Source organism: Microbispora sp. CSR-4, assembly GCF_008033685.1.
GTDB lineage: Bacteria > Actinomycetota > Actinomycetes > Streptosporangiales > Streptosporangiaceae > Microbispora.
Map to the genome: position 1 here is coordinate 31,368 of NZ_VJVX01000029.1, position 24,542 is coordinate 55,909.

At 72.0% G+C, this 24,542-nt stretch carries 26 protein-coding genes, 1 pseudogene and 1 riboswitch; of the genes and pseudogenes, 18 read left to right on the plus strand and 9 right to left on the minus strand.

Going from position 1 to position 24,542, the window contains the following annotated elements; all coding sequences use genetic code 11:
* The 5 genes from FLV34_RS21540 (at nt 1) to FLV34_RS21560 (ending at nt 5,145) form a co-directional block, all read left to right on the plus strand.
* Nucleotides 1-2,505: a mannose-1-phosphate guanyltransferase gene (locus FLV34_RS21540; RefSeq protein ID WP_147943897.1), complete on the plus strand. Its 2,505-nt coding sequence runs from the start codon at nt 1-3 to the stop codon at nt 2,503-2,505.
* A 140-nt stretch (nt 2,506-2,645) separates the two neighbouring features.
* Entirely contained in the window at nt 2,646-3,149 is a 504-nt protein-coding gene (locus tag FLV34_RS21545) for an FHA domain-containing protein (protein WP_147943898.1), read from the plus strand.
* A gap of 19 nt (nt 3,150-3,168) precedes the next feature.
* Nucleotides 3,169-3,825, plus strand: a complete 657-nt coding sequence (locus FLV34_RS21550) for a MerR family transcriptional regulator (RefSeq protein ID WP_142646970.1) — start codon at nt 3,169-3,171, stop codon at nt 3,823-3,825.
* A gap of 76 nt (nt 3,826-3,901) precedes the next feature.
* Nucleotides 3,902-4,372 carry a bifunctional nuclease family protein gene (locus FLV34_RS21555; RefSeq protein ID WP_139577972.1) on the plus strand — a complete coding sequence of 157 codons (471 nt, stop codon included), beginning with the start codon at nt 3,902-3,904 and terminating at the stop codon, nt 4,370-4,372.
* A 155-nt stretch (nt 4,373-4,527) separates the two neighbouring features.
* Entirely contained in the window at nt 4,528-5,145 is a 618-nt protein-coding gene (locus tag FLV34_RS21560) for a MerR family transcriptional regulator (protein ID WP_260617188.1), read from the plus strand.
* Between the two features lie 15 nt (nt 5,146-5,160).
* Here the strand turns inward: FLV34_RS21560 and FLV34_RS21565 are convergent, their stop codons facing one another.
* On the minus strand, nt 5,161-5,901 hold the full coding sequence (locus tag FLV34_RS21565) for a hypothetical protein (protein ID WP_142646972.1): 741 nt from the start codon (nt 5,899-5,901) through the stop codon (nt 5,161-5,163).
* A 164-nt stretch (nt 5,902-6,065) separates the two neighbouring features.
* Here FLV34_RS21565 and FLV34_RS21570 point away from each other — a divergent pair, with 164 nt between their 5' ends.
* The 4 genes from FLV34_RS21570 (at nt 6,066) to FLV34_RS21585 (ending at nt 12,486) form a co-directional block, all read left to right on the plus strand.
* The gene (locus FLV34_RS21570; protein ID WP_187280690.1) at nt 6,066-8,039 is read left to right on the plus strand and encodes a sensor histidine kinase; all 1,974 of its coding nucleotides are present in this window, start codon (nt 6,066-6,068) and stop codon (nt 8,037-8,039) included.
* Entirely contained in the window at nt 8,036-8,731 is a 696-nt protein-coding gene (locus FLV34_RS21575) for a response regulator transcription factor (RefSeq protein ID WP_147943900.1), read from the plus strand. Before FLV34_RS21570 ends, FLV34_RS21575 begins: the two co-directional genes overlap by 4 nt.
* A gap of 21 nt (nt 8,732-8,752) precedes the next feature.
* A riboswitch (glycine riboswitch) is annotated at nt 8,753-8,846 on the plus strand.
* Between the two features lie 180 nt (nt 8,847-9,026).
* Nucleotides 9,027-11,852 (plus strand): aminomethyl-transferring glycine dehydrogenase, encoded by a 2,826-nt coding sequence (gene gcvP / locus FLV34_RS21580; protein WP_147943901.1) that lies wholly within the window; start codon nt 9,027-9,029, stop codon nt 11,850-11,852.
* 91 nt (nt 11,853-11,943) lie between these two features.
* A complete protein-coding gene (locus FLV34_RS21585; RefSeq protein ID WP_147943902.1) occupies nt 11,944-12,486 on the plus strand; it encodes a hypothetical protein in 543 nt (180 codons plus the stop codon).
* Between the two features lie 56 nt (nt 12,487-12,542).
* Here FLV34_RS21585 and FLV34_RS21590 read toward each other — a convergent pair whose 3' ends face one another.
* Entirely contained in the window at nt 12,543-12,956 is a 414-nt protein-coding gene (locus tag FLV34_RS21590) for a hypothetical protein (protein WP_147943903.1), read from the minus strand.
* Nucleotides 12,957-13,045: 89 nt separating this feature from the next.
* On the opposite strand from FLV34_RS21590, the gene FLV34_RS21595 reads away from it, so the two are divergent.
* The 4 genes from FLV34_RS21595 (at nt 13,046) to FLV34_RS21610 (ending at nt 15,532) form a co-directional block, all read left to right on the plus strand.
* On the plus strand, nt 13,046-13,654 hold the full coding sequence (locus FLV34_RS21595) for an alpha/beta family hydrolase (RefSeq protein WP_142646978.1): 609 nt from the start codon (nt 13,046-13,048) through the stop codon (nt 13,652-13,654).
* A 75-nt stretch (nt 13,655-13,729) separates the two neighbouring features.
* Complete coding sequence (locus tag FLV34_RS21600; protein ID WP_142646979.1) at nt 13,730-14,320, plus strand: TetR/AcrR family transcriptional regulator; 591 nt, start codon at nt 13,730-13,732, stop codon at nt 14,318-14,320.
* Between the two features lie 55 nt (nt 14,321-14,375).
* Nucleotides 14,376-15,326 carry an SDR family NAD(P)-dependent oxidoreductase gene (locus tag FLV34_RS21605; RefSeq protein ID WP_147943904.1) on the plus strand — a complete coding sequence of 317 codons (951 nt, stop codon included), beginning with the start codon at nt 14,376-14,378 and terminating at the stop codon, nt 15,324-15,326.
* Nucleotides 15,323-15,532: a hypothetical protein gene (locus tag FLV34_RS21610; RefSeq protein ID WP_142646981.1), complete on the plus strand. Its 210-nt coding sequence runs from the start codon at nt 15,323-15,325 to the stop codon at nt 15,530-15,532. The genes FLV34_RS21605 and FLV34_RS21610 overlap by 4 nt, the downstream gene beginning before the upstream one ends.
* Here FLV34_RS21610 and FLV34_RS42585 read toward each other — a convergent pair.
* Entirely contained in the window at nt 15,525-15,674 is a 150-nt protein-coding gene (locus FLV34_RS42585) for a hypothetical protein (protein ID WP_240971305.1), read from the minus strand. The two genes, FLV34_RS21610 and FLV34_RS42585, sit on opposite strands and share 8 nt — an antisense overlap.
* Nucleotides 15,675-15,709: 35 nt before the next feature.
* Between FLV34_RS42585 and FLV34_RS42590 the strand changes: the two genes are divergently transcribed.
* Entirely contained in the window at nt 15,710-15,835 is a 126-nt protein-coding gene (locus FLV34_RS42590; RefSeq protein ID WP_260617194.1) for a hypothetical protein, read from the plus strand.
* A 74-nt stretch (nt 15,836-15,909) separates the two neighbouring features.
* On the opposite strand, the pseudogene FLV34_RS42595 reads toward FLV34_RS42590, so the two are convergent.
* A pseudogene (locus tag FLV34_RS42595) lies at nt 15,910-16,083 on the minus strand (sigma factor); the annotation flags it as partial.
* 184 nt (nt 16,084-16,267) lie between these two features.
* On the opposite strand from FLV34_RS42595, the gene FLV34_RS21620 reads away from it, so the two are divergent.
* The gene (locus FLV34_RS21620; protein ID WP_147943905.1) at nt 16,268-16,678 is read left to right on the plus strand and encodes a hypothetical protein; all 411 of its coding nucleotides are present in this window, start codon (nt 16,268-16,270) and stop codon (nt 16,676-16,678) included.
* A 232-nt stretch (nt 16,679-16,910) separates the two neighbouring features.
* Here FLV34_RS21620 and FLV34_RS21625 read toward each other — a convergent pair whose 3' ends face one another.
* Entirely contained in the window at nt 16,911-17,111 is a 201-nt protein-coding gene (locus FLV34_RS21625) for a DUF5999 family protein (RefSeq protein ID WP_079313908.1), read from the minus strand.
* A 323-nt stretch (nt 17,112-17,434) separates the two neighbouring features.
* Entirely contained in the window at nt 17,435-18,010 is a 576-nt protein-coding gene (locus tag FLV34_RS21630) for a TetR/AcrR family transcriptional regulator C-terminal domain-containing protein (protein ID WP_142646983.1), read from the minus strand.
* Between the two features lie 142 nt (nt 18,011-18,152).
* On the opposite strand from FLV34_RS21630, the gene FLV34_RS21635 reads away from it, so the two are divergent.
* The gene (locus FLV34_RS21635; protein WP_205830064.1) at nt 18,153-18,605 is read left to right on the plus strand and encodes a hypothetical protein; all 453 of its coding nucleotides are present in this window, start codon (nt 18,153-18,155) and stop codon (nt 18,603-18,605) included.
* Nucleotides 18,606-18,664: 59 nt separating this feature from the next.
* Here FLV34_RS21635 and FLV34_RS21640 read toward each other — a convergent pair whose 3' ends face one another.
* From FLV34_RS21640 to FLV34_RS21650, 3 genes are all read right to left on the minus strand, one after another.
* Nucleotides 18,665-20,008: an RNA polymerase sigma factor gene (locus tag FLV34_RS21640; protein ID WP_147943906.1), complete on the minus strand. Its 1,344-nt coding sequence runs from the start codon at nt 20,006-20,008 to the stop codon at nt 18,665-18,667.
* Between the two features lie 167 nt (nt 20,009-20,175).
* On the minus strand, nt 20,176-20,553 hold the full coding sequence (locus tag FLV34_RS21645; RefSeq protein ID WP_142646985.1) for a hypothetical protein: 378 nt from the start codon (nt 20,551-20,553) through the stop codon (nt 20,176-20,178).
* A gap of 40 nt (nt 20,554-20,593) precedes the next feature.
* Nucleotides 20,594-21,727: an AMP-binding protein gene (locus FLV34_RS21650; protein WP_147943907.1), complete on the minus strand. Its 1,134-nt coding sequence runs from the start codon at nt 21,725-21,727 to the stop codon at nt 20,594-20,596.
* Between the two features lie 163 nt (nt 21,728-21,890).
* Between FLV34_RS21650 and menB the strand changes: the two genes are divergently transcribed.
* A complete protein-coding gene (gene menB, locus FLV34_RS21655) occupies nt 21,891-22,721 on the plus strand; it encodes a 1,4-dihydroxy-2-naphthoyl-CoA synthase (RefSeq protein ID WP_142646987.1) in 831 nt (276 codons plus the stop codon).
* A 117-nt stretch (nt 22,722-22,838) separates the two neighbouring features.
* Complete coding sequence (gene menD / locus FLV34_RS21660; protein WP_147943908.1) at nt 22,839-24,488, plus strand: 2-succinyl-5-enolpyruvyl-6-hydroxy-3-cyclohexene-1-carboxylic-acid synthase; 1,650 nt, start codon at nt 22,839-22,841, stop codon at nt 24,486-24,488.
* Nucleotides 24,489-24,542 lie beyond the last annotated feature (54 nt).

Sequence of the window (24,542 nt, forward strand, 5' to 3'; positions counted from 1 at the left end):
GTGAAGGCCGTCGTCATGGCGGGCGGGGAGGGGACACGGCTACGGCCGATGACCGCGAACCAGCCCAAGCCCCTGCTCCCCATCATCAACCGGCCGATCATGGAACACGTGCTCCGGCTGCTCAAGCGGCACGGGTTCACCGAGACCGTGGTGACGGTGCAGTTCCTGGCCGCGCTGATCCGCAACTACTTCGGCGACGGCGACGAGCTGGGGATGACCCTCCACTACGCCACCGAGGAGGTCCCCCTCGGGACGGCGGGCAGCGTGAAGAACGCCGCCGACAAGCTCCGCGACGACCGCTTCCTGGTCATCTCCGGCGACGCGCTCACCGACATCGACCTGACCGACATGCTCCGTTTCCACCGCGAGAACCGGGCGCTGGTCACCATCGGGCTCAAGCGCGTGCCCAACCCGCTGGAGTTCGGGATCATCATCGTGGACGACAGCGGCCGCATCCAGCGCTTCCTGGAGAAGCCCACCTGGGGCCAGGTGTTCTCCGACACCGTCAACACCGGCATCTACATCATGGAGCCGTCGGTCCTTGACGAGATCGCCCCCGGCCAGTCGGTCGACTGGTCGTCCGACGTCTTCCCCCGGATGCTCGAACGCGGCTGCCGGCTGTTCGGCTACGTGGCCGACGGCTACTGGGAGGACGTCGGCACGCACGAGAGCTACCTCAAGGCGCAGGCCGACGTGCTGGAGGGCAAGGTCAAGGTCGACTTCGACGCGTTCGAGCTGGCGCCCGGCGTGTGGGCCGCCGAGGGCGCCTCGGTGGACCCCGAGGCCGTGCTGAAGGGCCCCCTCTACATCGGCGACTACGCCAAGGTCGAGGCGGGCGCCGAGCTGCGGGAGTACACCGTGCTCGGCAGCAACGCCGTCGTCAAGGAGGGCGCCTTCCTGCACCGCGCCGTGGTCAGCGACAACGTGTACGTCGGCCCTGCCGCCCACCTGCGCGGCTGCGTGATCGGCAAGAACACCGACGTGATGACCGGCGCCAGGATCGAGGAGAACGCCGTCGTAGGCGACGAGTGCGTCATCGAGTCCGAGGCGTACGTCTCCTCCGGGGTGAAGATCTACCCGTTCAAGACGATCGAGGCGGGCTCGGGCGTCAACACCAGCGTCATCTGGGAGTCGCGCGGCCAGCGCAGCCTGTTCGGCCCCCGGGGCGTCTCCGGGCTGGTCAACGTCGAGATCACCCCGGAGCTGTGCGTACGGCTGGCCAGCGCGTACGCCACGACGCTGCGCAAGGGCGACACGGTCGTCACCTCCCGCGACGCCTCGCGCGCGGCGCGGGCGCTCAAGCGGGCGGTGATCAGCGCGCTGAACTCCAGCGCGATCAACGTGGTCGACCTGGAGGCCGCCGCCCTGCCCGTCGCCAGGTTCAACACCTCGCGGGAGAACGTCCGGGGCGGCATCGCCGTGCGCACCACGGCGGGCGACCCCCAGAGCGTCGACATCGTGTTCATGGACGAGACGGGAGCCGACCTGTCCCAGGCGGCCCAGCGCAAGCTGGAGCGGGTCTTCTCCCGGCAGGAATACCGGCGCGCCTTCCCCGGTGAGATCGCCGAGCTGACCTTCCCCGCCCGCGCCGTCGACACGTACGCCAGGGAGCTGCTGGCCTGCATCGACATGTCCGGGGTGAAGGACGCCGAGATGAAGGTCGTGGTCGACTGCGCGGGCGGCACCTCCTCGCTGGTGCTGCCGAGCCTGCTGGGCCGGGCCGGGGTCGACGTGCTGACCGTGAACAACCGCCTCGACGACGCGTCGCCCACCGAGACGATCGCCGAGCGCCGCCGCGACCTGCAGCGCCTGGCCGACCTGGTGGCGTCGGCGCGGGCCGCCTTCGGCGTACGGTTCGACCCGGTGGGCGAGCGGGTCTCGCTCGTCGATGAGATGGGCCAGCTGATCAGCGAGGAGCGGGCGCTGCTCGTGGTGCTCGACCTGGTGGCGGCCGAGCGCCGGGGCGGCAGGGTGGCCCTGCCGGTCACCACGACCCGGGTGGCGGAGATGGTGTGCCGTTTCCACGGCGTGCAGGTCGACTGGACGGCCACGAGCCTCGACACCCTGACCCGGGCGGCCCGGCACCCCGACATGATCTTCGCGGGCGACGGGAAGGGCGGCTTCATCGTCCCGGAGTTCGCGCCCACCGTGGACGGCCTGGCGGTGTTCCTGCGCCTGCTCGGCCTGGTCGCGCGCACCCGGCTGTCGCTCAGCCAGATCGACGCCCGCATCCCCGAGGCCAAGCTGCTCAAACGGACCGTTCCCACGCCCTGGGCGCACAAGGGGGCCGTGATGCGCTCGGTCGTCGAGGCCGCGGAGGGCCACCGCCTGGACACCACCGACGGCGTCCGGGTCGTGGAGGACGACGGGAGCTGGGCACTCGTCCTGCCCGACCCCGCCGAGGCCGTCACCCACCTGTGGGCCGAGGGCCACGACATGGACACCGCTCAGGCCCTCCTGGAGCGCTGGGCTCATGTCGTCGAACAAGCGGCCGGAGCTAGATGACATTGAACGTCCGCTGGCTGTAGCGTTGGTCAGTCCACGCCCAGCCGCGGTCTTGACCTTTGTGCCTGATCAGCGTAAGTTGCGGCATTCGCAGTTTGAGCCAGTCCTAGAGCAAGTCGTGAGAGAGGCCGAGCCGTTCGATGCCCAGCGTCTACTGCACGCAGTGCGGTCATGCCAACCCCGAGGATGCCCGTTTCTGTTCACGATGCGGTTCGCCGCTGAGCGCTCCGGCGCCCGTCGCAGCCGACACGACCTCGACGATCTCTCTCGAGGCGCTTGAGGCGGAGACGGGCCAGACGCTTCTGCCGGACAGGGCCTCGGTCGAGCAGCTGCCGCCGGGCACCGCTCTTCTGGTGGTCATGCGGGGCCCGAACACGGGGAGCCGATTTCTGCTCGACAGCGACCTCACTACGGCGGGTCGCCACCCGGAAAGCGACATTTTCCTGGACGATGTGACGGTGTCCAGGAGACACGTGGAGTTCTACCGGCGCGGCGGCCAGTTCACCGTGCGTGACGTGGGCAGCCTCAACGGCACCTACGTCAACCGGGAGCGCATCGAGGAGTGCCCCTTGCAGGGCGGCGACGAGGTGCAGATCGGCAAGTTCCGGCTGGTGTTCCTCACACGTGGTCCCGGAGGGCTGTGATCGGTGAGGAGGAGGAGTCATGAGCGCGCAGGCCGTACGGGCGTTCATGAGCATCGGGGAGGTGCTCGCCCTGCTGCAGGGCGAGTTCCCGGACGTGACCGTCTCCAAGATCCGGTTTCTGGAGGGTGAGGGGCTGATCGAGCCCCAGCGGAGCCCGTCGGGCTACCGCAAGTTCACCTACAAGGACGTCGAGCGCCTGCGGTTCATCCTGCGTGCGCAGCGTGACCAGTACCTGCCGCTCCGGGTGATCAAGGATCAGCTGGACGAGCAGGCGGCACGCCCGCACGACGTGTCCGCCGGCACCCCGCCGGTGCGTCTCAGCCGGGAGGAGCTCATCGAGGCCGCGGGCATCGACGAGGAGACCCTGGCCGAGATGGAGAGCTACGGCCTGGTCGCCGCCGTGGCGCGCCGCTACGACGGGGAGGCGCTGGAGATCGCGCGCAGCGTGGGGGCGCTGGCGCGGTTCGGCCTGCAGGCGCGTCACCTGAGGGCGGTGCGCGCCGTGGTGGAGCGGGAGGCCGGTCTCATCGAGCAGGCGGTGGCCCCGCTGCTGCGGCGCAAGGCGCCGGGGGCGATCGCCGAGGCGGACGAGACCGCCCGGGAGATCTCCGGACTTCTCCAGGAACTTCACAATGCGTTACTGCGTGGGAGTGTTCGCGGCGTTCTGGGGCGGTGACCGGCACATCCGCACCTCCGTGGGTGTTACGTTGAATGCCTGGTGATATGCCGCGACGCTTGAGACGGAGCCGCCCGTGTTGCAGATGGAGGTCGTGGGGGTTCGCGTTGAGATGCCCACCAACCAGCCGATCGTTCTCCTGAAGGAGACGAGCGGTGATCGGTATCTGCCGATCTGGATAGGCATGACCGAGGCGACCGCTATCGCGTTGGCCCAAGCGGAGGAGCCGCCGCCCCGGCCGCTGACCCACGACTTGTTCCGTGACGTTCTTGAGGCCTTGGGGGTGCGGTTGCGCACCGTCAACATCGTCGCGCTCCGCGATGGAATCTTCTTCGCCGATCTGGTTTTCTCCAACGGCGTGGAGGTCAGCGCGCGTCCATCGGACTCGATCGCGCTGGCGTTGCGTACGGGTGCGACGATCTACGCGAGTGAGGACGTGATCCAGGAGGCGGGCGTCAGCATGCCCGACGACCAGGAGGACGAAGTGGAGAAGTTCCGCGAGTTCCTGGACAAAATCACACCGGAAGACTTCGGCCGGGCGGGCTGACGTGCCGGACGATTTCGGGAGATTACGCTTCACGACGCGCCGGACGGGGTCGTTGACTGACGATGGCCCCGGTCCTACGGTGCAAGGGAAACCACGGTTGTAATTCACGAACCCCCAGATCAGACCGTGGGATGAGAGAAAGCCGGAGGTCCGCAGTGGCGGTCAGCAGCGGCGAGGGTAAGTCGGCCGGCCAGCACGACCCGGTTCGGCAGGCGGCGCGCGAGCGCGCCGGCGAACAGGGTCTGCTGTTCGACGAGCAGCCGACGGCGCTGCCCCAGGGCATCGGATACCGCGGCCCCACGGCGTGCGCGGCGGCCGGGATCACCTACCGGCAGCTCGACTACTGGGCCCGGACCGAACTGGTGCTCCCGACGATAAGGGCCGCCCAGGGATCCGGGTCCCAGCGACTGTACAGCTTCCGCGACATCCTCGTCCTGAAGGTCGTCAAACGTCTTCTGGACACGGGCGTCTCCCTCCAGCAGATACGCGCCGCCGTACGGCACCTGCGCGACCGCGGCGTCAACGACCTGGCCCAGATCACCTTGATGAGCGACGGCGTGAGCGTCTACGAGTGCACGAGCGCCGACGAGGTGATCGACCTGTTGCAGGGCGGCCAGGGCGTGTTCGGCATCGCGCTCGGGAGGGTCTGGCGGGAGGTCGAGGGATCGCTGGCCGAGCTTCCGGGCGAGCGGGCGGAGGCCGCTCCGGATGCGGAGGGGGACCATCCCGCGGACGAGCTGGCCCGCCGGAGAAAGGCCCGCAGGACCGGCTGAGCGGATGCCCGGCGATCACAGGTTCGACGGTCGGGCGCGCGTGCCGGGCCTGACCGGGGGCAGGTCGAACTCGTCGTCACGCATGCGCAGCAGGGCGACGGACGCGCCGGCGAAGCCCACGGCCGTGACCAGCAGGCCGATGCCCGACGCGGTGTGGCCGGGCATGAACGGATGGGTGAACCCGCCGGCCGCGAGCAGGACCCCCATCCAGGCCGGCGCCGCGCCGCTGCGCCACAGCGCCAGGCCGAGCAGCAGCAGGCCGACGACGATGCCCACGATGAACAGCAGGCTCGCCACCAGCTGTACGGGGTCGTCCTCGAGCGCGTTCTGAATCCTCGCCATGGTCGCCACGTCGAAGTGCCTCGTCACCGTCAGGTACGCGAGGTCGTCGCCGCCACGGATCAGGGGGAAGCCGGCCAGGTCGCCGAGCAACGCGAGGAGGGCACCCGCCGTGGTGAGCCTGGGAGCGCCGCGACGGGCCACCCACGCCACGGCGAAGGTGGCCGGGATCAGCCCGACCAGGAACGGCAGGGCGAACCATCGGAGCACGCCCGCGGCCTGCTCGTGGGCCGCGTACGCCGCGACCGTGGCCTCGAACGACTCGCCGCCGTCCACGGAGCTGAACAGATAGTTGAGGCCCATGCCGAGCATGGGGAGCGGGGCGACGACGGCGAGCAGCACCCGCCAGAAGCCGCGCACGTCCCGCGGCGGTTTCCGCGGGGTGGCGGCGGCGCGGGCGTCGGTGTCCGGCTGCATGATGATCCTCCGAGAGTCCGGGAGTTGTCCGATCGAGTCCGAGGATGGGCGCGGACGGCTCCCTTCGTCGTGGGGGCGTGGTCCCGATTCCAGTCCCGTGCACCCCGTGATCCGGGAGCACGCTCCTATGGCCGATGGGAGCGCCGGGATCGGATGATGAGCGCATGGCAGTCAGACGGGCCGGCCCGGTCGCGGTGCTCACCCTCACGGCCGTCGTGGTGGTGGCGGCGTGGGTGTCGTGGTTCCTCGGCGGGCTCACCTTCGCCGACGCGGCCGACGACTCCTACCTGCTGACCAACAGCGCGCAGGCGCTGACCTTCACCACGTTCGGCGCGCTGGTGCTCGCCCACCGTCCCGGGCACCGCATCGGGCTGCTGTTCGTGGCGTACGGCGCCTGCTACACGCTGAGCGTGGCCTGCCTCGGGCTGCTCACCGACGCGGTCGGGCTGCCGGAGGCGTGGGCGCGGGCGGTCGAGCTGTTCGGCATCACCGCGTGGATCCCGGCGCCGGTCGTCTGCCTTCCGCTGATCGTGCAGTTGTTCCCCGACGGCAGGCCGCTGTCGCGGCGCTGGCGGCCGCTGGCCGTCGCGACCCTCGCCGTCCTGCCGTTCACGCCCATCCCGACCCTGTCCGTGGCGGCCGGGCCGGCGGGGGCCGGGCCGGCCGCGGGGGAGCCGATGCTGCCCGTCATCGTGGGCGAGGTCGCCCAGCGGCTGATTCCGGTGTTCGCCGCCGTCGCCGCGCTGGTGCTGCTGGCCTCCCTCGGCGCGCTCGTCCTGCGCGTCCGCCGGTCCCGCGGGGTGCCGCGGCAGCAGCTGATGTGGCTGCTGTGGGCCGTGGGGCTGTTCGCCGCGCTCAACGCGCAGCGGATCGTGACGACCGACGGGCCGGTGTTGTTCCTGCTGACCCTGCCGCTGATCCCGGCCGCGGCCACGGTGGCGATCCTGCGCCACGGGTTGTACGACATCGAGCTGATCGTCAACCGCTCGCTGGTGTACGGGGTGCTCACGCTCGGCGTCGTGCTGGCCTACCTGGGCATCGTCGCGGGGCTGTCCGCGCTGGCGCGGGACCGGCTGTCGGCCGCCCCGCTGATCGCGACCGCGGTTGTCGCTCTCGCCTTCGCGCCCGCCCGTTCGGCCGTGCAGTCCTTGGTGGACCGGGTCATGTACGGCCAGCGCCGCGATCCTGTGGCGGCCGCCGCCCGGGTCGGCCTGCGGCTCGGCGCCGGCCTGGACGGGGTGTTGCGAGCCGTGTGCGAGGCGCTGCGGCTGCCGTACGCCGCGGTCGCCTCCGACGGGCGGCTGGTCGCGACGTACGGCCGGTCACCGCGGCGGCGGCACACGGTGTCGCTGGAGGTGGCCGACGGGCCGCCCGCGGACCTGCTCGTCGGGCTGAGGGCGGGGGAGAGCCGGCTGTCCGGCGCCGACCGGCGCGCCCTGGAACTGCTGGCCGCCCCGGTCGGCCTGGCCCTGCAGGCGGTGCGCCTGTCCGAGCAACTGGGCGAGTCCCGCACGCGCATCGTGGCCGCGCGGGAGGAGGAACGCCGGCGGCTGCGCCGCGATCTGCACGACGGCCTCGGCACCGTGCTCACCGCGGTGACCCTCAAGGCCGACGCGGCCCACAACCTGCGTCACACCGATCCCGAGCGGAGCGCACGGCTCCTGCTCGACCTGCGCGCCGACCTGACCGCCGCGATCGCCGATATCCGCCGGCTCGTCTACAACCTGCGGCCGCCCGCCCTCGACGAGCTCGGACTGCTGGGCGCGCTCCGCCAGCGCGCCCAGGACTCGTGGCGGCACGAGCACGCCGGGTACGTGGTCACGATCGACGCCCCGGACGGCCTGCCGCCGCTGCCCGCCGGGGTGGAGGTGGCCGCCTATCGCATCGCCACCGAGGCGGTCACCAACGCGCTGCGCCACGGCGGGGCGACGGCGTGCCGGGTCTCCCTGCGCGCCGACCACGCCGCCCTGCATGTGGAGGTGAGCGACAACGGCTCCGGGGGCGCCGGAGCGTGGCCGCACGGCGTCGGTCTGCGCTCCATGCACGAGCGGGCCGGCGAACTGGGCGGTACGCTCACCGCCGGCCCCACCGACTGCGGCGGCCGCGTCCACGCCCGCCTTCCACTGGAGCAGACATGAGCGCCGGGGAACCGATCAGGATCGTCGTCGTCGACGATCACCCGCTGATGCGGGAAGGCCTGCGTGCCCTCGTGACGTCGCTGCCGGACATCGAGGTGGTGGGCGAGGCCGGCGACGGCGACGCCGCCCGTCGTGAGGTGCGGCTCACGCGCCCCGACGTCGTGGTCATGGACCTGCACATGCCGGGCGTCAACGGGGTGGAGGCCACCAGGGCCATCGTGCGCGCGGTGCCCGCCACCCGGGTGCTCGTGCTCACGATGTTCGAGGACGACGAGTCGGTGTTCGCCGCGATGCGCGCCGGAGCCTTCGGATACCTGGTCAAGGGCGCGAAGCAGGAGGAGATCGTCCGGGCGGTCCGCTCTGTCGCGGCCGGACATGCCGTCTTCGGCCCGAGCGTGGCCCGCCGGATCATCGACTTCTTCGCCGCCGGGGCCTCTCGCGCGCCGGCCCCGGAGCCCTTTCCCGAGCTCACCGCCCGCGAACGGGAGGTCCTCGACATCATCGCGGCCGGCCGGTCCAACGCGGCGATCGCCCGGCATCTGGCCATCAGCGGCAAGACCGTCAGCAACCACATCACCGCCATCTTCGCCAAGCTGGCGGTCGCCGACCGGGCCGAGGCCATCGTCCGCGCCCGCCAGGCCGGTCTCGGCGCCGATCTCGAGCAGGGTGCGAGTCGGGCCGATCCGGGGTAGCCGGTAGAGTGGAACGGCCGACGACCTCGTGCGGGAGAGACCCCTGATCTTCGAAGGGGCGCCGAAGGAGCAAACCTCCCCGGAATCTCTCAGGCATCCGTACCGCACGGACGAGGCGACTCTGAAAAGCAGGCCCGCCGGCCAGGCGGCGCCTCACCGAAGGGGAAAGCCGGGCCCGACGGCCCGGTGAAGCTCTCAGGTCCGATGACAGAGGGGGAGACCGCTACACGACCGCCGCGCCACACCGGGCGCGGGACGGTCGCCGCAGGTCTCGACCCGCCAGGAGGCCCCTGTCATGACCGATCGGTCCACGCTTCGCGATCTTTCCGCTCCGCCCTTCCCCCCCCGCCACATCGGCCCCTCCGAGGCCGACCGCGACCGGATGCTGGAGGTCGTCGGCTACGAGTCGGTGGCCGACCTGGTCGCCGTGGCCGTGCCGGAGGCCATCCGCACGCGCGGCCCGCTGAACCTGCCCGAGGCGGTGGGGGAGGCCGAGGCCCTGGCCGAGCTGCGCGCCCTCGCCGGGCGCAACCGGGTGCTGACCCCGATGATCGGCCTCGGCTACTACGACACGATCACGCCGGGCGTCGTCCTGCGCAACGTGCTGGAGAACCCCGGCTGGTACACCGCGTACACGCCCTACCAGCCGGAGATCTCGCAGGGCCGCCTGGAGGCGCTGCTGAACTTCCAGACCGTGATCTCCGACCTCACCGGCCTCGCCGTCGCCGGCGCGTCCCTGCTCGACGAGGCGACGGCCGCGGCCGAGGCGATGACGCTGGCCCGCCGGGCGAGCAAGGTGAAGACCGACGTGTTCGTGGTGGACGCCGACGCGCTGCCGCAGACCAAGGCCGTGCTGGCGACCCGCGCCGAGCCGCTCGGCATCACGCTGGTCGAGTCGGACCTCGCCGGCGAGCTGCCCGAGTGCTTCGGGGTCCTCGTCCAGTATCCCGGCGCGAGCGGCCGGGTGGCGTCCTTCCGCGCGGTCGCCGAGCGGGCGCACGCCCAGGGGGCGCTGCTGGTGGCCGCGGCCGACCTGCTGGCGCTGACCCTGCTGGAGTCCCCGGGCGAGCAGGGCGCCGACATCGCCGTCGGCTCCTCCCAGCGCTTCGGCGTCCCGCTGGGCTACGGCGGCCCCCACGCGGCGTACATGGCCGTACGCGAGGGCCTGCAGCGGCAGATGCCGGGCCGCCTGGTCGGCGTCTCGCTGGACGCCGACGGCCGCACGGCCTACCGCCTGGCCCTGCAGACCCGCGAGCAGCACATCCGGCGCGAGAAGGCCACCAGCAACATCTGCACCGCGCAGGTGCTGCTGGCCGTCATGGCCTCGATGTACGCCGTCTACCACGGCCCGGAGGGCCTGAAGCGGATCGCCCAGCGGGTGCACCGCCACGCGGCCGTCCTCGCCGCCGGGCTGCGCGAGAGCGGCGTGGAGGTCGTGCACGACGAGTTCTTCGACACCGTGCTCGCCCGCGTGCCCGGGCGGGCCGCCGAGGTCGTGGCCGCCGCCGCCGAGCGGGGCGTCAACCTGCGCCTGGCCGACGCCGACCACGTCGGCGTCGCCTGCGACGAGAAGACCACCACGGGCCACCTGCGGGCGGTCTGGGCGGCGTTCGGCGCGTCCGGGCTCGTGGTCGAGGACCTCGACCGGGCCACCTCCGACGCGCTCCCCGCCGGCCTGCAGCGGACCTCCGGCTTCCTCACCCACCCGGTGTTCCACACCCACCGATCCGAGACGGCCATGCTGCGCTACCTGCGGCGGCTGCAGGACAAGGACATCGCGCTCGACCGCTCGATGATCCCGCTGGGCTCCTGCACGATGAAGCTCAACGCGACCACCGAGATGGAGCCGGTCACCTGGCCGGAGTTCGCCTCGATCCACCCGTTCGCGCCCGCGGACCAGGCCGAGGGCTACGCCGAGCTGATCGCGACGCTGGAGGGCTGGCTGGCCGAGGTCACCGGCTACGACCGGGTGTCGATCCAGCCGAACGCGGGCTCCCAGGGCGAGTTCGCCGGGCTGCTGGCGATCAGGTCCTACCACCGCTCCCGGGGCGAGGAGGGCCGCGACGTCTGCCTCATCCCGTCCTCCGCACACGGCACGAACGCCGCCAGCGCCGTCATGGCGGGCATGCGGGGGGTCGTGGGGGCCTGCGACGCGAACGGCAACGTCGACCTGGCCGACCTCGCCGCCAAGATCGACAAGCACCGTGACGCGCTCGCCGCGATCATGGTGACCTACCCGTCCACCCACGGGGTGTACGAGGAGACGATCGTCGAGATCTGCGAGCGGGTCCACGAGGCCGGCGGGCAGGTCTACGTCGACGGGGCCAACCTCAACGCGCTGGTGGGCCTGGCCAAGCTGGGCGAGTTCGGCGCGGACGTCTCCCACCTCAACCTGCACAAGACCTTCTGCATCCCGCACGGCGGCGGTGGTCCCGGCGTCGGCCCGGTGGCGGTCAAGGCCCACCTCGCCGAGCACCTCCCGGCCCACGTGTCGGCCGCGCCGTACGGCTCGGCGGGCATCCTGCCGATCTCCTGGGCGTACGTCAGGATGATGGGCGGCGACGGGCTGCGCCAGGCCACCGAGCAGGCGATCCTGTCGGCCAACTACCTGGCCCGGCGGCTCGCGCCGCACTACCCGGTGCTCTACACCGGCAGGGACGGCCTGGTCGCCCACGAGTGCATCGTCGACCTGCGCCAGATCACCAAGGAGACCGGCGTCACCGTGGACGACGTGGCCAAGCGGCTGATCGACTACGGCTTCCACGCGCCCACGATGTCGTTCCCCGTCGCCGGGACGCTCATGATCGAGCCGACCGAGAGCGAGGACCTGGCCGAGCTCGACCGCTTCGCCGACGCGATGATCGCCATCCGGGGCGAGATCGCGAAGGTGGCGTCGGGCGAGTTCGACAAGACCGACAACCCGCTGCGCAACGCCCCGCACACGGCCGAGTGCCTCACCGCCGACGAGTGGGCCCACCCCTACTCGCGGGCGGTGGCCGCCTACCCGGTGCCCGGCCTGCGGGACGACAAGTACTGGTCGCCGGTGCGCCGCATCGACCAGGCGTACGGCGACCGCAACCTGGTCTGCTCCTGCCCGCCCCTTGAGGCGTACGAGGACTGATCAGTTGAGCATGTCGGCCCCGCCCGGCGGCCGGTCTCGTTAAGATCGCGGTGATCGTTTCTATCCCCTGCGACCATGCGAGGCCCCCTGTATGACGGCCATCGATTCCGGGCGGCGGTCCGACCGGCTCGACCACGCGCGCCGACTCGCCGAAAGCGGCGACCTCGACGGCGCGGCCGCGATCTTCGCGGAACTCGCCGCGGACGAGAACGCGCCGGAGCGCGGCGAGGCGGGCGAGGGCCTGTCGGTCGTGGCCGAGCGGATGGCCGAGCGGCTGCTGGAGGACGGCGAGCCCGAGCGGGCCGCCGACGTCCTGCTGGAGGCGCTGTCGATCAGCGCGGTGGCCGATCCCGCGCGCCTGCGGGTGCTGCTCGGCATGGCGCACCTGGAGATGGCGTGCGCGCAGTTCGCCGGGGCCGTGGAGGACAGCCGCCAGGAGGGGGCCGACGCCGGCACCGGCGCGCTCGCGATCGAACTGCTGGCCCGCACGCTGCCGCTGCGGGGCCGTGACGCCGACGCCGAGACCGTCTGGCGCTACGGCCTCGACCATCCCGATCCCGCGCTCGCCGAGCAGGTGCTGCTGCGCCTGGGCCGCGACGTGCGCCCCGCGATGGAGGCCGGCGCGGCCGGGTGACCCCCGTGATCCCCCTGTGACCCCCCGTGGTCGTCCGCTGGTCGTCCTGCCGCGTGTCAGCGCTGGTGGCGGCGGCCGAGGGCGTGAGCGAGGTTGACCGCGATGATCCCGCCCCAGGCCAGGAGCAGGCCCGTCGCGCCGGAGGTCTGCGCCGCGATGGCGGTCAGCGGGATGCCCAGGGCCAGCGAGCCGATGGCCATGCCCACGGCGCCGTCCCTGTGCTTGGACTGGCCGCGAGGCGGCTGGTGGGCGAGCTGGGCCGCCACCTCGTTGCGCACCCGCGCGGCGATCTCCACGTCGAGCTTGTCGAGGAACGAGTCGACCAGGGCGTCCTCGTAGTCCGGCCCGAGGTCGCGGCGGGCCGCCATGACGGCGCGCAGGTCCTCGCGGTTCGAGGGGGCCGCCTGCGGCGGAGGGACGGGGTGCCCGGTTCCGGGCGGCGGTTGGTGCGATGCGATGTCCGGCACCATGACATTCTTGCCTCTTTATCGGATGACTGCCATCCTCCGATCGGAGGGTCGCCTCCTCCTGCTCCTGCCGGACCCGTTACCTTCACCGCATGGAGATCGAGACCCCGCACGGCCGCGCGCTGGCCGAGGTGGACGAGGCCGCCGATCCCCGGCTGCTGCTGGTCCTGACCCACGGGTCCGGGGGAGGCGTGGAGGCCCCCGACCTGCTCGCCGTACGGGACGCGGTGCTGGCGATCGGAGGAAGCGTCGCACGGGTGACCCAGCCGTTCCGGCTGCGCGGCGCGCGGGCGCCGGGGTCGGCGGTCAAGCAGGACGAGGCGTGGCTGTCGATCGTCGCCGCGCTCCGCGAGCGTCACCCTGGCCTGCCGCTCGTGCAGGGCGGGCGGAGCAACGGCGCGCGGGTCGCCTGCCGCACGGCGAGAGCCGCAGGGGCGGAGGCGGTGGTGGCGCTCGCGTTCCCGCTCCACCCTCCGGGCAAGCCGGAACGCTCACGGGCGGACGAGCTGCGGCAGGCGGGGACCCCGGTGCTCGTGGTCAACGGTGACCGGGATCCGTTCGGCGTGCCGGACGAGAAGGACGCCGAATGTCTCGTGGTCCTTCCGGGGGAGGGACACGAGTTCAAGAAGGATCCCGCCCGCGTGGGCGAGGTCGTGGCCCGGTGGCTGCTCTCGCGCCGCTCCGCCGCTCCGCTCAGGTGAGCATGGTCTCGCCCGCCTCATGGCCGATCATGGCCAATTTTTGACTGACTAGACACTCTCTTATATTGTCGGATCATGCCTAGACCACGCAGTGAGGACCGGCGTAACGCGATCCTGCGGGCGGCCACCCGCGTCATCGCGTCCCAGGGGCTCGGGGCGGCCACCGCGACGATCGCGAAGGAGGCAGGCGTCTCCAACGGATCGTTGTTCACCTACTTCGACACGAAGGCGAAGCTGCTCAACGAGCTCTTCCTCGCGCTGAAGACGGAGATGAGCGCCGCGGCGACCGCCGATCTCCGGGCCGGGGACGCACCCCGTGAGCAGGTCCGCCACATGTGGACGCAGTGGTGGCGCTGGGCGACGGCCAACCCGGACAAGCGGCGGGCGCTCGCGCAGCTTCAAGTGGCGGACGACATCACCGCCGACACCCATCGGGCGGCGAGCCTGGCCTTCAGCGGCATCGCCGGCCTGCTGGAACGGAGCCGGGCCAACGGGCCGATGCAGGACGTGCCGCTCGGTTTCGTCCTGACCCTGGTGAACGCGATCGCCGAGGCGACGATCGACGAGATGATCCGCGAGCCTGCCGAGGCCGAGGCACGCGGCAGTGTCGCGTTCGAGGCCATCTGGCGGGTGCTGGCCGGCTCCTCCACCGCGCCCACCGCCTGATCCGCGCCCAGTGCCTGATCTCCATCTCCATGATCTCCACAGTGAGGGAGCCGACGTGCCCGACTTCAGCCGCAGCACATCGCCCGCAAGGGCGTGGATCATCACCGGGCCGACGTCCGGAATCGGCAGGCGCACCGCGATCGAGCTCGCCGAGCACGGCTCCGTCGTGCTGGTGGGCCGTGACCCGGGCAAGCTCGCGGAGGTCGAAGCCGAGATCAACGCGCGGCCCGAGGGGCACGCGGTCTCGGTGGTCTGCGACTTCTCCGATATCCCGAGCGTGCGGCGCGCGGCCGCACGGGTCGTCGCGCTCGGTCTTCCGATCGCCGGCCTGCTCAACAACGCGGGCATCATGCCGGCCCGCGCCGACCGGACCGCACAGGGGTGGGACCTCGCCTTCACGACCAACCACCTCGGACCGTTCGCGCTGACGGAGGCGCTCATTCCGCACCTTCCCGACGGCGCGAACGTCGTGTTCGTCTGCTCGGGCGTCGAGGATCCACAGCGCAAGCCCGCGGTCGCCGCCGGCTTCCGCGGCGGGCGCTACATCTCGGCGCAAGCCAGTGTGCGCGGCCAATGGCGGCCCGGGGGCTCGTCCAAGACCGGCTTCGACGCCTACGCCACCTCCAAGCAGTGCAATCTCGCCACCGTGCTCGCGTTCGCACGTGAGACGCCGCGGCTGCGCTTCAACGCGGTCGAACCGGGCTTCAATCCGGGCACCGGCCTCGGCCGCGACGCCAGCGCCGTGGTCCGGTTGCTGGCGAGGTATGTCGCCGCGCCGCTCGCGCCCCTCATCAAATACTGGAGCACACCGAAGCGCGCCGCTCGGATGATCACCGGGGTGCTGACCGACGGGTCGGATCGGACAGGGGTCTACTACGACGAGAACGGCAAGCCGATGGTGGGCTCCGCGCAGGTCCGTGACCCCGCTTTCGCCGACCGCGTCGTCGCCGAGACCCGCGCGCTGCTCGCCACCATTCCCCTGGACGAGGCACCCACGAATCGGTGATCGCTGACCGCGACCCGGTCGCGGACCACGATTCCGTACCCCATCGGCAGATGCCGCTGCCGGGGGCACGGTCCGCCGGGAAGTCACCCGTCGCACTCGTGGTCCTGCCGGGGGAGGGGCACGAGTTCAAGAAGGATCCCGCCCGCGTGGGCGAGGTCGTGGCCCGGTGGCTGCTCTCGCGCCGCTCCGCCGCTCCGCTCAGGTGAGGGTGGTCTCCGCCCCCGCAGGGGAGACACCCGTCCAGGGCCAGAGCTTCTCCGGGTTGCGTACCGCCCAGATCCGCGTGATCCGGTCGCCCGGCGCGTCGAACGCCGCCACCGTCACTGTGACGCCGTCGAGCCGGGCCACCAGGCCGGGCTGACCGTTGACCGTACGCTCCAGGCATGCCGACCGACTCGTCGAGCGTGATCCGGTCGGCCGGGTCGGCCGGGTCGGCCGTGCCGCCGCCCCGCCCGCCGATCCACTCCGTCCGATCCGGCAGCGGCTCCGGGACCCACTCGCCCACGTAGCTCTCCCGCCGCGCACGCGCCGAGCCGAGCAGGTCGAGGCAGACGCGGCCGGCCACCCTCGTCAGCCACGCGCCGGGCGACGCGATGGCCTCCTGCTCCTGCCGCGACATGGCATACCAGCGGGCGTACGTCTCCTGCACGACGTCTTCGGCGTCGGCCAGGGAACCGAGGAGCCGGTAGGCGAGATTGATGAGCCGACGCCGCTCGCTCATGATCGCGCTCAGGCCCGGCTCGGATGTGGTGGTCATGGCGCCCCGGCTTCTTCGGTCGTGTCTTCCCTCACCAGACCGACGAGACAGCGCGCCCGAATGTGAGACCGGCGCTACGTGAGGCCGATGCGTCACCTCACATTCCCGGCGGCCACGTCGTCTGACTGTCGGGACACCGAGTCCTGGGCCTCACACCCGGTGAGATCGAGAAGGGAAACACGCCATGCCCACGCACGCGACGACGAAGCCAGGCAACCTCATGCTCCTGCGTGCCGCGACCACCGTGCAGACCGTGGTCGTCTTCGTCCAGGCGATCACCGCGGGACTGCTGCTGTCCGCGCGCGGCCATGGGGCACCGCACAGCGCCGGGGCGTACACGCTGTTCGGCGTGACGGTGCTGCATCTGATCGTCGCGATCGTGACGTGGCGGCGGGGCGGCGGCGGCTCGCCCAGGCCCGCCCTGTACGCCGCCGGGTTCCTGGTGCTCACGCTCGCGCAGGTGGCGCTGGGCATCGCACACGTGAAGATCGTGCACATCCCGCTGGGCGTCCTGATGTTCGGCCTGAGCGTCCTGCAGCTCGTCTGGATCTGGTCCGGGCGCCGCGCTACAGGCGCCGGTGCCGTTCGAGCGTGAGCAATGGCGCGGGATCGGGCGGCGCCGGGCCGGTGCGGCGCCCCCGTGACGATCACGGGGTGACCATGTGGTGGGTACGAATGACTACTCCACCGGTCGCCCGCGCGTCCTCGCGGGTGGGAGCGAGGGCATCGGCCGCTCCCACTCCGCGTCGGCCGCGTCTCCCCGGTCTCCCACGCCGATCACGGTGCGGGTGGAACGCCGATCACCTCGGCGTCCGGGAACGCGACCTTCAGGCCGCGCTGATGGCCATGTCGGTGGGGCGGTGCGGGGCGATGACGCCGCCGTCGGGCAGCAGCTCGCCGGTGTCCTCGAACAGCACGACGCCGTTGCAGAGCAGGCTCCAGCCTTGCTCGGGGTGACAGGCTATCGTGCGGGCGGCTTCTCGGTCCTTCGCGTCCGCGCTGGGACAGGCCGGTTCATGAGGGCACATCGCCGGGGCTCCGTGTCTTTATCGTTCGCTCGGTTTTGTCTTCCTGGCGTCCGTGGGGTATGACGCACACCACACTGGACTACACCAGTTTGCGGCTCGGCCGCATCCGTACGACATAGCCCGTTCGGAGCATTTCCGCCGGTCGGGCAGGGGACCCGGCCACCCCCCGAGCAGGCTCGCGCGCACTGATGTGACCTACTACACAAGAATGCCCCAATGCAGGCAACGGTCCGGCCTCGACACGCCGACGGCCGGATAACCGAGGTATCACAAATTCCGGACATCTCGCGCGGCTGATGCGGACAGTCCGAAAGCGACAGGTCTCAGCCGCCGAGGCCGGCGATCAGCGCGTCGAGGCCGTGCTCGAAATCGCGCTCGCCCTCGGCGGTGCGCGCGTCGCGCACCTCGGCGTCCGGGTCGGCCCATCCCGACTGCTGGACCTCCACCGCCACGCTGCCGAAGACGTACGCCCGCAGCGCGCGGACCGCCCCGGCAGGGTCGCCCGCCCCCGCCTCGCGCAGCTGCTCGGTCTGCTCCGTGATCGCGATGAGGGCCGACCCCTTCGGCGGCTTGGTCAGCGCCAGCGACAGCACGCCCGGGTGTTCCAGCAGTGCGGCACGGCTCGCGCGGGCCCAGGCTCGCGCCCTGTCCTGCCAGGTGGCGGCGGTGGCCGGATCGACCTCCACGGTCGTCACGTGCTCGGCGAGGGCGTCCATCAGCGCCTCCTTGCCCCGCGGCAGGTGGTGGTAGATCGCCATGGCCTCCACCTGGAGGGCGTCGCCGAGCCGGCGCATGGTAAGCCGGCGCAGGCCCTGGCCGTCGGCGATGTGCAGCGCGGCGTCGATGATCCGCTCGCGGGACAGGGGGACGGGTGGTCGCTTGGCAGGCACGGCGATCATGCTGCCACATGCGTCCTTACTTCGTAAAGGGCGGCACACCCTGCGGTGCGGGTCCCGGCGGGGAGCGCGTACGCTACCGATTGCGACGCGAGTTCGATTGCGCACATCCGATTGCGCGAGTCCGATACCGAAGGGGCTGACGATGGCGTTTTTCCGTCCGCGGGTGAGCCGGGAGGCGGAGGTCCGCTACCACGCGGATCTGGAGATCCGGAAGGACTTCGACCAGGTGCTGGAGAAGGTCCGGGTGGCGCAGCGGCGGTTCCAGGAGGCGAAGGCGGCGGGCGTGCCGCTCCCCGAGCTCCGTGAGGCGGCTCTGGGTCTCGACGCCGCGCTGACCGAGGCGCTGCGCGCCGCGGAGGCGGGCCAGCGGGCCACCTTCGGCGTGAAGGCCTACGACAGCAGGATCGCCCGGCGCAAGGCGAAGGCCACTCCCGAGGGCGCGCTGTGGACCGACGAGGTGAACCGCCTGCGCACGCTGCGTGAGGCGCACCGCCTCAGCGGCATCCCGCGGCTGCCCCGCGCCTCCAAGACGGGCGACCCCGCCCGCCTGACCCCGCGCGACGTGCGCAAGGGCCTGGCCGCCGCCGGTCGCTGAGCCCGGACAGCCGTACGGCCCGCACCCCGGAAGGGATGCGGGCCGTACTTGTGATGGGATCAGCTCGCCCAGTCGAGCAGCGGGCGGGTGTTGCTCGGGTGCCGCAGCTTGGACAGCGACTCCTTCTCCAGCTGGCGGATCCGCTCCCGGGTCAGGCCCAGGTGCTTGCCGATCTCGTCCAGCGTGTGCGGCTTGCCGTCGGCCAGGCCGAAGCGCAGGCTCATTATCTTGGCCTCGCGCGGCGACAGGTTGCTGAGCACGCCCTTGAGCTGCTCGGCCAGCAGCTGCCGGTCGACGACCTCGGACGCCTCGGGGGAGTCGACGTCCTCGATGAGGTCGCCGATGCGGGTCTCGCCGTCCTCGCCGATGGTCGAGTCGAGGCTGATCGGCTGCCGGCTGGTGCGCAGCAGCTCCTCGATCTGGTCCGGGGTCTTGTCCAGCTCGACGGCCAGCTCCTCCGGCGTGGGCTCCCGGCCGAGCCGCTGGTGCATGTCACGCTCGACGCGCGACAGCTTCGACAGCATCTCCAGCACGTGGACGGGCAGCCGGATCGTCCGCGCGGAGTCGGCGAAGCCGCGCTGGATGGCCTGCCGGATCCACCACATGGCGTACGTCGAGAACTTGTAGCCCTTGGTGTAGTCGAACTTCTCGACGGCGCGGATCAGGCCGAGGTTGCCCTCCTGCACGACGTCGAGCAGGGCCATGCCGCGGTCGGTGTACTTCTTGGCCACCGAGACGACCAGGCGGAGGTTGGCCTCCAGCATGTGGTCCTTGGCCCGCCTGCCGTCCTCGATGACCCACTCCAGGTCCTCGCGTACGTGCGGGGGCAGGGGCTCGCCGCTCTCGATCGCGGTCTCCAGCTTGTACTCGGCGTACAGCCCGGCCTCGATGCGCTTGGCCAGCTCCACCTCCTGGGCGGCGGTGAGCAGCGTGCGGCGGCCGATGGACTTCAGGTAGGTGTGGACCGAGTCGCCCATGACCGAGGAGGTGTCGTCGAGGTCGAGCGTGCCGCTGTCCTCCACCTCGGCCTCGTCGGCCTGGAGCTCCTCGTCGTACGGCTCCTCGTCGGCGGTCTTGGCCGTCTTCTTCGCGGAGCTCTTGGCCTGCGCCGCGGCCTGGGCGGCCCGGCGGGACTTCCTGGCCGGCGCCTTGGCGGGGGCGACCTCGGTCTTCTCGCCCGGCTCGCTCTCCGCGGCGTTGTCGGAGGCCAGGTTCACGCCCGCCTCGGTGAGCTCGCGCAGGATCGAGCGGCCCTCGGCGGGGCTGACGCCGGCCTTCGCGAAGGCCTCGCGCAGCTCCGACAGGGAAAGGCGGCCCTGCGTACGGCCTCGCTCCAGGAGCAGGTCGAGCGTCGTCGGGGTCACCTCGCGCTCGGGCGAGTCCGCCACGGCGGTCCGGGGCATGAGGACACCTCCTCCTTGCGGAGTTCGTGGATGATCGAGGTTCTGATGCTTGCGAATCGGGGCCGCGGCGTCCGGCCGCGCAGCGCACCAGTATCAATAACGCTCTCGCGCCTGGTTTGTTCCCTCGCCGGGCGGGGGAGACTGGCACACCCGCCTGAGCGGGCCGGTCAGTCGGGGATGATGCTGACGCTGACCTGGGGCATCGGCATGGGGTTCGCGCCCCGGATGCGCTCCTGGGTCCAGTAGTCGGCGACCCCGTCCGGGTCGTCGGTGAGCTCCTTCAGCACCACGTCGGGGTCGACCTCGGGAGTGGCCTGTGCCCTGGTGACGTCACCCTGGGCGGGATCGTCGGGGGAGACCTCGACCGTTCCCCCGCGACCACCCGGCCCGAGCTTGGCGGCCGGGGCGTCGCCCGCCTTCGCGGCGTCGTCAAGGCGGCCGGCGAACGCGGCGGCCGTGACCGACGCTCCGCCCACGATGACGACGGCGACGAGCACGGCGGAGGCCATCATCTTCTGGGCCGGCGTGAGGCGGATCGGTTGCATGCGGCGTCCCCTTCCCCCTGCTCTTACAGACGCACGAAGGTCATCCGCGGTTCCGGTTCTTGATTGCGACCATATCGGGTTTGCCGTTGGGCAGGAGCGGGATCTGGGGCACCAACTCGACGGCGCGGGGCGCGGCGTAGGCGGGCAGCCGCTCCTTGGCGAAGTCTCTCAGCCCGCCGAGCGTGACCTCGCCGGCATCCCGGGGGACCACGACGGCGACCACGATCTCGCCCCACTCGGGATCGGGCCTGCCCACCACAACGACGTCGCGTACGGCCGGGTGACCGGCCAGGACCTCGGCGACCGCGCCGGCCACGACCTTGCGGCCCCCGGTGTTGATCACGTCGTCGGCCCGGCCCAGCACGGTGAGCCGCCCGTCCTCGATCGAGCCCAGGTCGGAGGTGACGAACCAGCCGCCTTCGAACGGCCGCTCCTCGCGCAGCCGGTAGCCCGAGAACAGCACGGGACCCGCGATCCGCACCCGCCCGTCGCCGCCGATCTTGACCTCGACGCCGTCGAGCGGCACGCCGTCGTACACGCACCCGCCGCTCGTCTCGCTGGAGCCGTACGTGGTGACGATCCTGGCCCCGGCCGCGCGGGCCTCGGCGAGCAGGCCCGCGGGAGCGGCGGCCCCGCCGAGCAGGATCGTGCCGAAGGCCGCGACGTCGGCCCCCGCGTCGAGCATGCGCCGCAGCTGGGTGGGGACCAGCGAGACGTGGTCGGCCCCGCTCGCGGCGACGCCGGCGGGGGAGAAGCGCGCGTGGATGATCGGCTCGGTGCCGCACAGCAGCGACCGGATCAGCACCTGCGCGCCCGAGATGTGCGACGGCGGCAGGCAGCACAGCCAGCGGTCGCCTTCGCGTGCGCCGAGCCTGGCCAGCGAGGCGCGGGCCGAGGCGAGCAGCGCCTCGGCCGTCAGCTCCACCCCCTTAGGCGTGCCGGTGGAGCCGGAGGTCGCGATGATCAGCGCGGCGTCGGACGGCTCGCCGTCCGGCTCGCGCCGCACGCCGTCGGCGGTGACGACGTGCGTGGGGCGCAGCGCGGCGAGCGTCGCCTCCAGCGCGGCCCGCGGCAGGTCGGGCGACAGCGGCAGCACGGCCGGCCCGTCGCCCGTCAGGGCCTGCCGTACGGCCTCGGACAGCGCGGGCCCCGGAGGCAGGACGAGAGCGTGCACGGGACGCTGTCCTGAGCGCTGTCCTGGGCGCTGTCCCGGGCGATGTCCGTGAGGGCTGAGCACGGTCGTAAGGTTAGTCCCGGCGCGGTGGCCGGAGGCGACCGCCTGGTCGGCGGCGCGCGGTCGGCGACGGCGCCTGGTTGATGACGACGAAGGAGCGGGTGTGACGAGCGGGGTCGACTGGAAGCGGTCGGGCGAGTATGAGGACATCATCTACGAGACCGCGGAGGGGATGGCGAAGATCACCATCAACCGCCCCGAGCGGCACAACGCCTTCCGGCCCACGACCTTGTTCGAGCTCCGCGAGGCCTTCAACCGCGCCCAGGAGGACACCGAGGTCGGTGTGATCATCTTCACCGGCGCGGGGGACAAGGCGTTCTGCTCCGGCGGCGACCAGAAGATCCGCGGCGACGACGGCTACGTGGACGACAAGACCCACGGCATCGGCAGGCTCAACGTCCTGGACCTGCAGGTGCAGATCCGCCGCTGCCCCAAGCCGGTCATCGCCATGGTGGCGGGCTACGCCATCGGCGGCGGCCATGTGCTGCACGTCTGCTGCGACCTGACGATCGCCGCCGACAACGCGAAGTTCGGCCAGACCGGCCCCAAGGTCGGCTCGTTCGACGGCGGGTACGGCTCCTGGCTGCTCGCCGAGACGGTGGGCCTCAAGCGGGCCCGCGAGATCTGGTATCTGTGCCGGCAGTACGACGCCCAGACCGCGCTCCAGTGGGGCCTGGTCAACGCGGTGGTGCCGCTGGAGCGCCTGGAGGAGGAGACCGTCCAGTGGGCTCGCGAGCTGCTGGAGAAGTCGCCTCTGGCGCTTCGCATGCTGAAGGGCGCGCTCAACGCGGTGACCGACGGCGCGGCCGGCATGCAGCAGTTCGCCGGCGACGCGACGCTCATCTACTACATGAGCGAGGAGGCCCAGGAGGGCCGCGACGCGTTCAAAGAGAAGCGCAAGCCGGACTTCTCGAAGTTCCCCCGCCGCCCGTAGAGGCCGCGCGATGACGGCGGCCACTCCTTTTTGCCGTACGCTTGCGCCTGCGGAAACGGGAGGAGACGCGCGGGTGGACAGAAACCGGGCCGACCGGGGCGTTGTGGAGGCGCGGCGGTGAACCCGGCGACCGCCCTCTCGACCGTCCTGATCGACGAACTGGTGCGCTGCGGGGTCACCGATGTGGTGCTCGCCCCGGGATCCCGGTCCGCGCCGCTGGCGCTCGCCGCGCACGCGGAGTCGCGGGTGCGGCTGCACGTCCGCGTGGACGAACGGTCGGCCTCGTACCTCGCGATCGGCCTGGCCAAGCGGTCCGAGCGGCCGGTGGCCCTGATCTGCCCCTCGGGCACGGCGGCGGCCAACTTCCACCCCGCCGTGATCGAGGCGTCCGAGTCGGGTGTGCCGCTGATCCTGCTGACCGCCGACCGGCCGCCCGAGCTGCGCGGCACCGGCGCCAACCAGACGATCGACCAGATCAAGCTGTACGGCTCGGCCGTGCGCTGGTTCGCCGAGGTCGGCGTGCCGGAGGACCGGCCGGGCCAGGTGGCCTACTGGCGGTCGCTGGTGTGCCGGGCCTGCCAGCGCGCCGCCGGGCCGCCGGACCCCGGGCCCGTGCACCTCAACGTGGCCTTCCGCGAGCCGCTGATCCCCGACGGCGACACGACCTGGAGCGAGCCGCTGGACGGCGACGCCTCCGGCGCGTGGTTCCGGGCGCGGGTCGCGCCGCCCTCCGCCGCCCTGCACATCCCGCCGACCCGGCGCGGAGTGCTGGTCGTCGGCGACGGCGCCGCCAACGTGCGGCGATACGTCGCCGCCGCGGGAATGGCGGGCTGGCCCGTGCTGTCGGAGCCCAACGGCGGCGGCCGATACGGCGACCACGCCGTCTCGACCTACCACTTCCTGCTGGGCGACCAGGAGTGGGCCGACGCCCACCGGCCCGACGTCGTGGTGACGCTGGGCCGCCCCGGGCTGTCGCGCCCGCTGCTGTCGTGGCTGCGCCGGGCCGAGGAGCACATCGTGGTCTCGCCCGACCTGACCCGGTGGCCCGACCCGACCCGCTCGGCGACGCAGGTGGCCCAGGCCGTGGAGATCCCGATCGCGGCCGGCGGCGACGCCTGGCTGCGGGCCTGGCGGCACGCCGACCACGTGGCCCGCCAGGCGATCGACGAGGTGCTCGACTCCTCGGGCCTGACCGAGCCGCGGATTGCCAGGGACCTCGCCGAGGTGGTGCCCAACGGCTCGCTGCTGTTCTGCGGGTCGTCCATGCCGATCCGCGACCTCGACCAGGCCATGCGCCCCCGGCGGGGGCTGCGGCTGATGGCCAACCGGGGCGCGTCGGGCATCGACGGCCTGGTCTCCTCCGCCGTCGGGGCGGCGCTCGCCCACAACGGCCCGGCGTACGCGCTGATCGGCGACCTCACGCTGCTGCACGACCAGAACGGCCTGATCCTCGGGCCGCGCGAGCCCCGGCCCGACCTGTGCTTCGTGGTGGTGAACAACAACGGCGGCGGGATCTTCTCGCTGCTGCCGCAGGCCGCCTTGGAGGACCCGTTCGAGCGGGTGTTCGGCACGCCCCACGGGGTGGACTTCGGCTACGTCGCCGCCGCGCACGGCCTGCCGTACGCGCTGGTCGAGGAGCCGGAGGAGCTGTCGAAGGCGCTCAAGGGGGACGGCCTGCGCATCGTGGAGGCGCGCACCGACCGGATGAGCAACGCGGCCGTCCACGCCGCGATGCGCGACGCCGTGCGCGCCGCGATGCGTGACTGATCCTCTCCAGGACGGAGGCGGCGGACGCCCATCCTCCTTTCCGGTTACCCGCCA

Coding starts and splice junctions, on each gene's coding strand:
- FLV34_RS21575 (WP_147943900.1), top strand. CDS start 8,036: ATGAGCGCCGGGGAACCGATCAGGATCGTCGTCGTCGACGATCACCCG.
- gcvP (WP_147943901.1), top strand. CDS start 9,027: ATGACCGATCGGTCCACGCTTCGCGATCTTTCCGCTCCGCCCTTCCCC.
- FLV34_RS21550 (WP_142646970.1), top strand. CDS start 3,169: ATGAGCGCGCAGGCCGTACGGGCGTTCATGAGCATCGGGGAGGTGCTC.
- FLV34_RS21625 (WP_079313908.1), bottom strand. CDS start 17,111: ATGTGCCCTCATGAACCGGCCTGTCCCAGCGCGGACGCGAAGGACCGA.
- FLV34_RS21630 (WP_142646983.1), bottom strand. CDS start 18,010: ATGATCGCCGTGCCTGCCAAGCGACCACCCGTCCCCCTGTCCCGCGAG.
- FLV34_RS42590 (WP_260617194.1), top strand. CDS start 15,710: ATGCCGACCGACTCGTCGAGCGTGATCCGGTCGGCCGGGTCGGCCGGG.
- FLV34_RS21565 (WP_142646972.1), bottom strand. CDS start 5,901: ATGCAGCCGGACACCGACGCCCGCGCCGCCGCCACCCCGCGGAAACCG.
- FLV34_RS21640 (WP_147943906.1), bottom strand. CDS start 20,008: ATGCCCCGGACCGCCGTGGCGGACTCGCCCGAGCGCGAGGTGACCCCG.
- FLV34_RS21620 (WP_147943905.1), top strand. CDS start 16,268: ATGCCCACGCACGCGACGACGAAGCCAGGCAACCTCATGCTCCTGCGT.
- FLV34_RS21600 (WP_142646979.1), top strand. CDS start 13,730: ATGCCTAGACCACGCAGTGAGGACCGGCGTAACGCGATCCTGCGGGCG.
- FLV34_RS21590 (WP_147943903.1), bottom strand. CDS start 12,956: ATGGTGCCGGACATCGCATCGCACCAACCGCCGCCCGGAACCGGGCAC.
- FLV34_RS21585 (WP_147943902.1), top strand. CDS start 11,944: ATGACGGCCATCGATTCCGGGCGGCGGTCCGACCGGCTCGACCACGCG.
- FLV34_RS21595 (WP_142646978.1), top strand. CDS start 13,046: ATGGAGATCGAGACCCCGCACGGCCGCGCGCTGGCCGAGGTGGACGAG.
- FLV34_RS21645 (WP_142646985.1), bottom strand. CDS start 20,553: ATGCAACCGATCCGCCTCACGCCGGCCCAGAAGATGATGGCCTCCGCC.
- FLV34_RS21635 (WP_205830064.1), top strand. CDS start 18,153: ATGGCGTTTTTCCGTCCGCGGGTGAGCCGGGAGGCGGAGGTCCGCTAC.
- FLV34_RS21545 (WP_147943898.1), top strand. CDS start 2,646: ATGCCCAGCGTCTACTGCACGCAGTGCGGTCATGCCAACCCCGAGGAT.
- FLV34_RS21570 (WP_187280690.1), top strand. CDS start 6,066: ATGGCAGTCAGACGGGCCGGCCCGGTCGCGGTGCTCACCCTCACGGCC.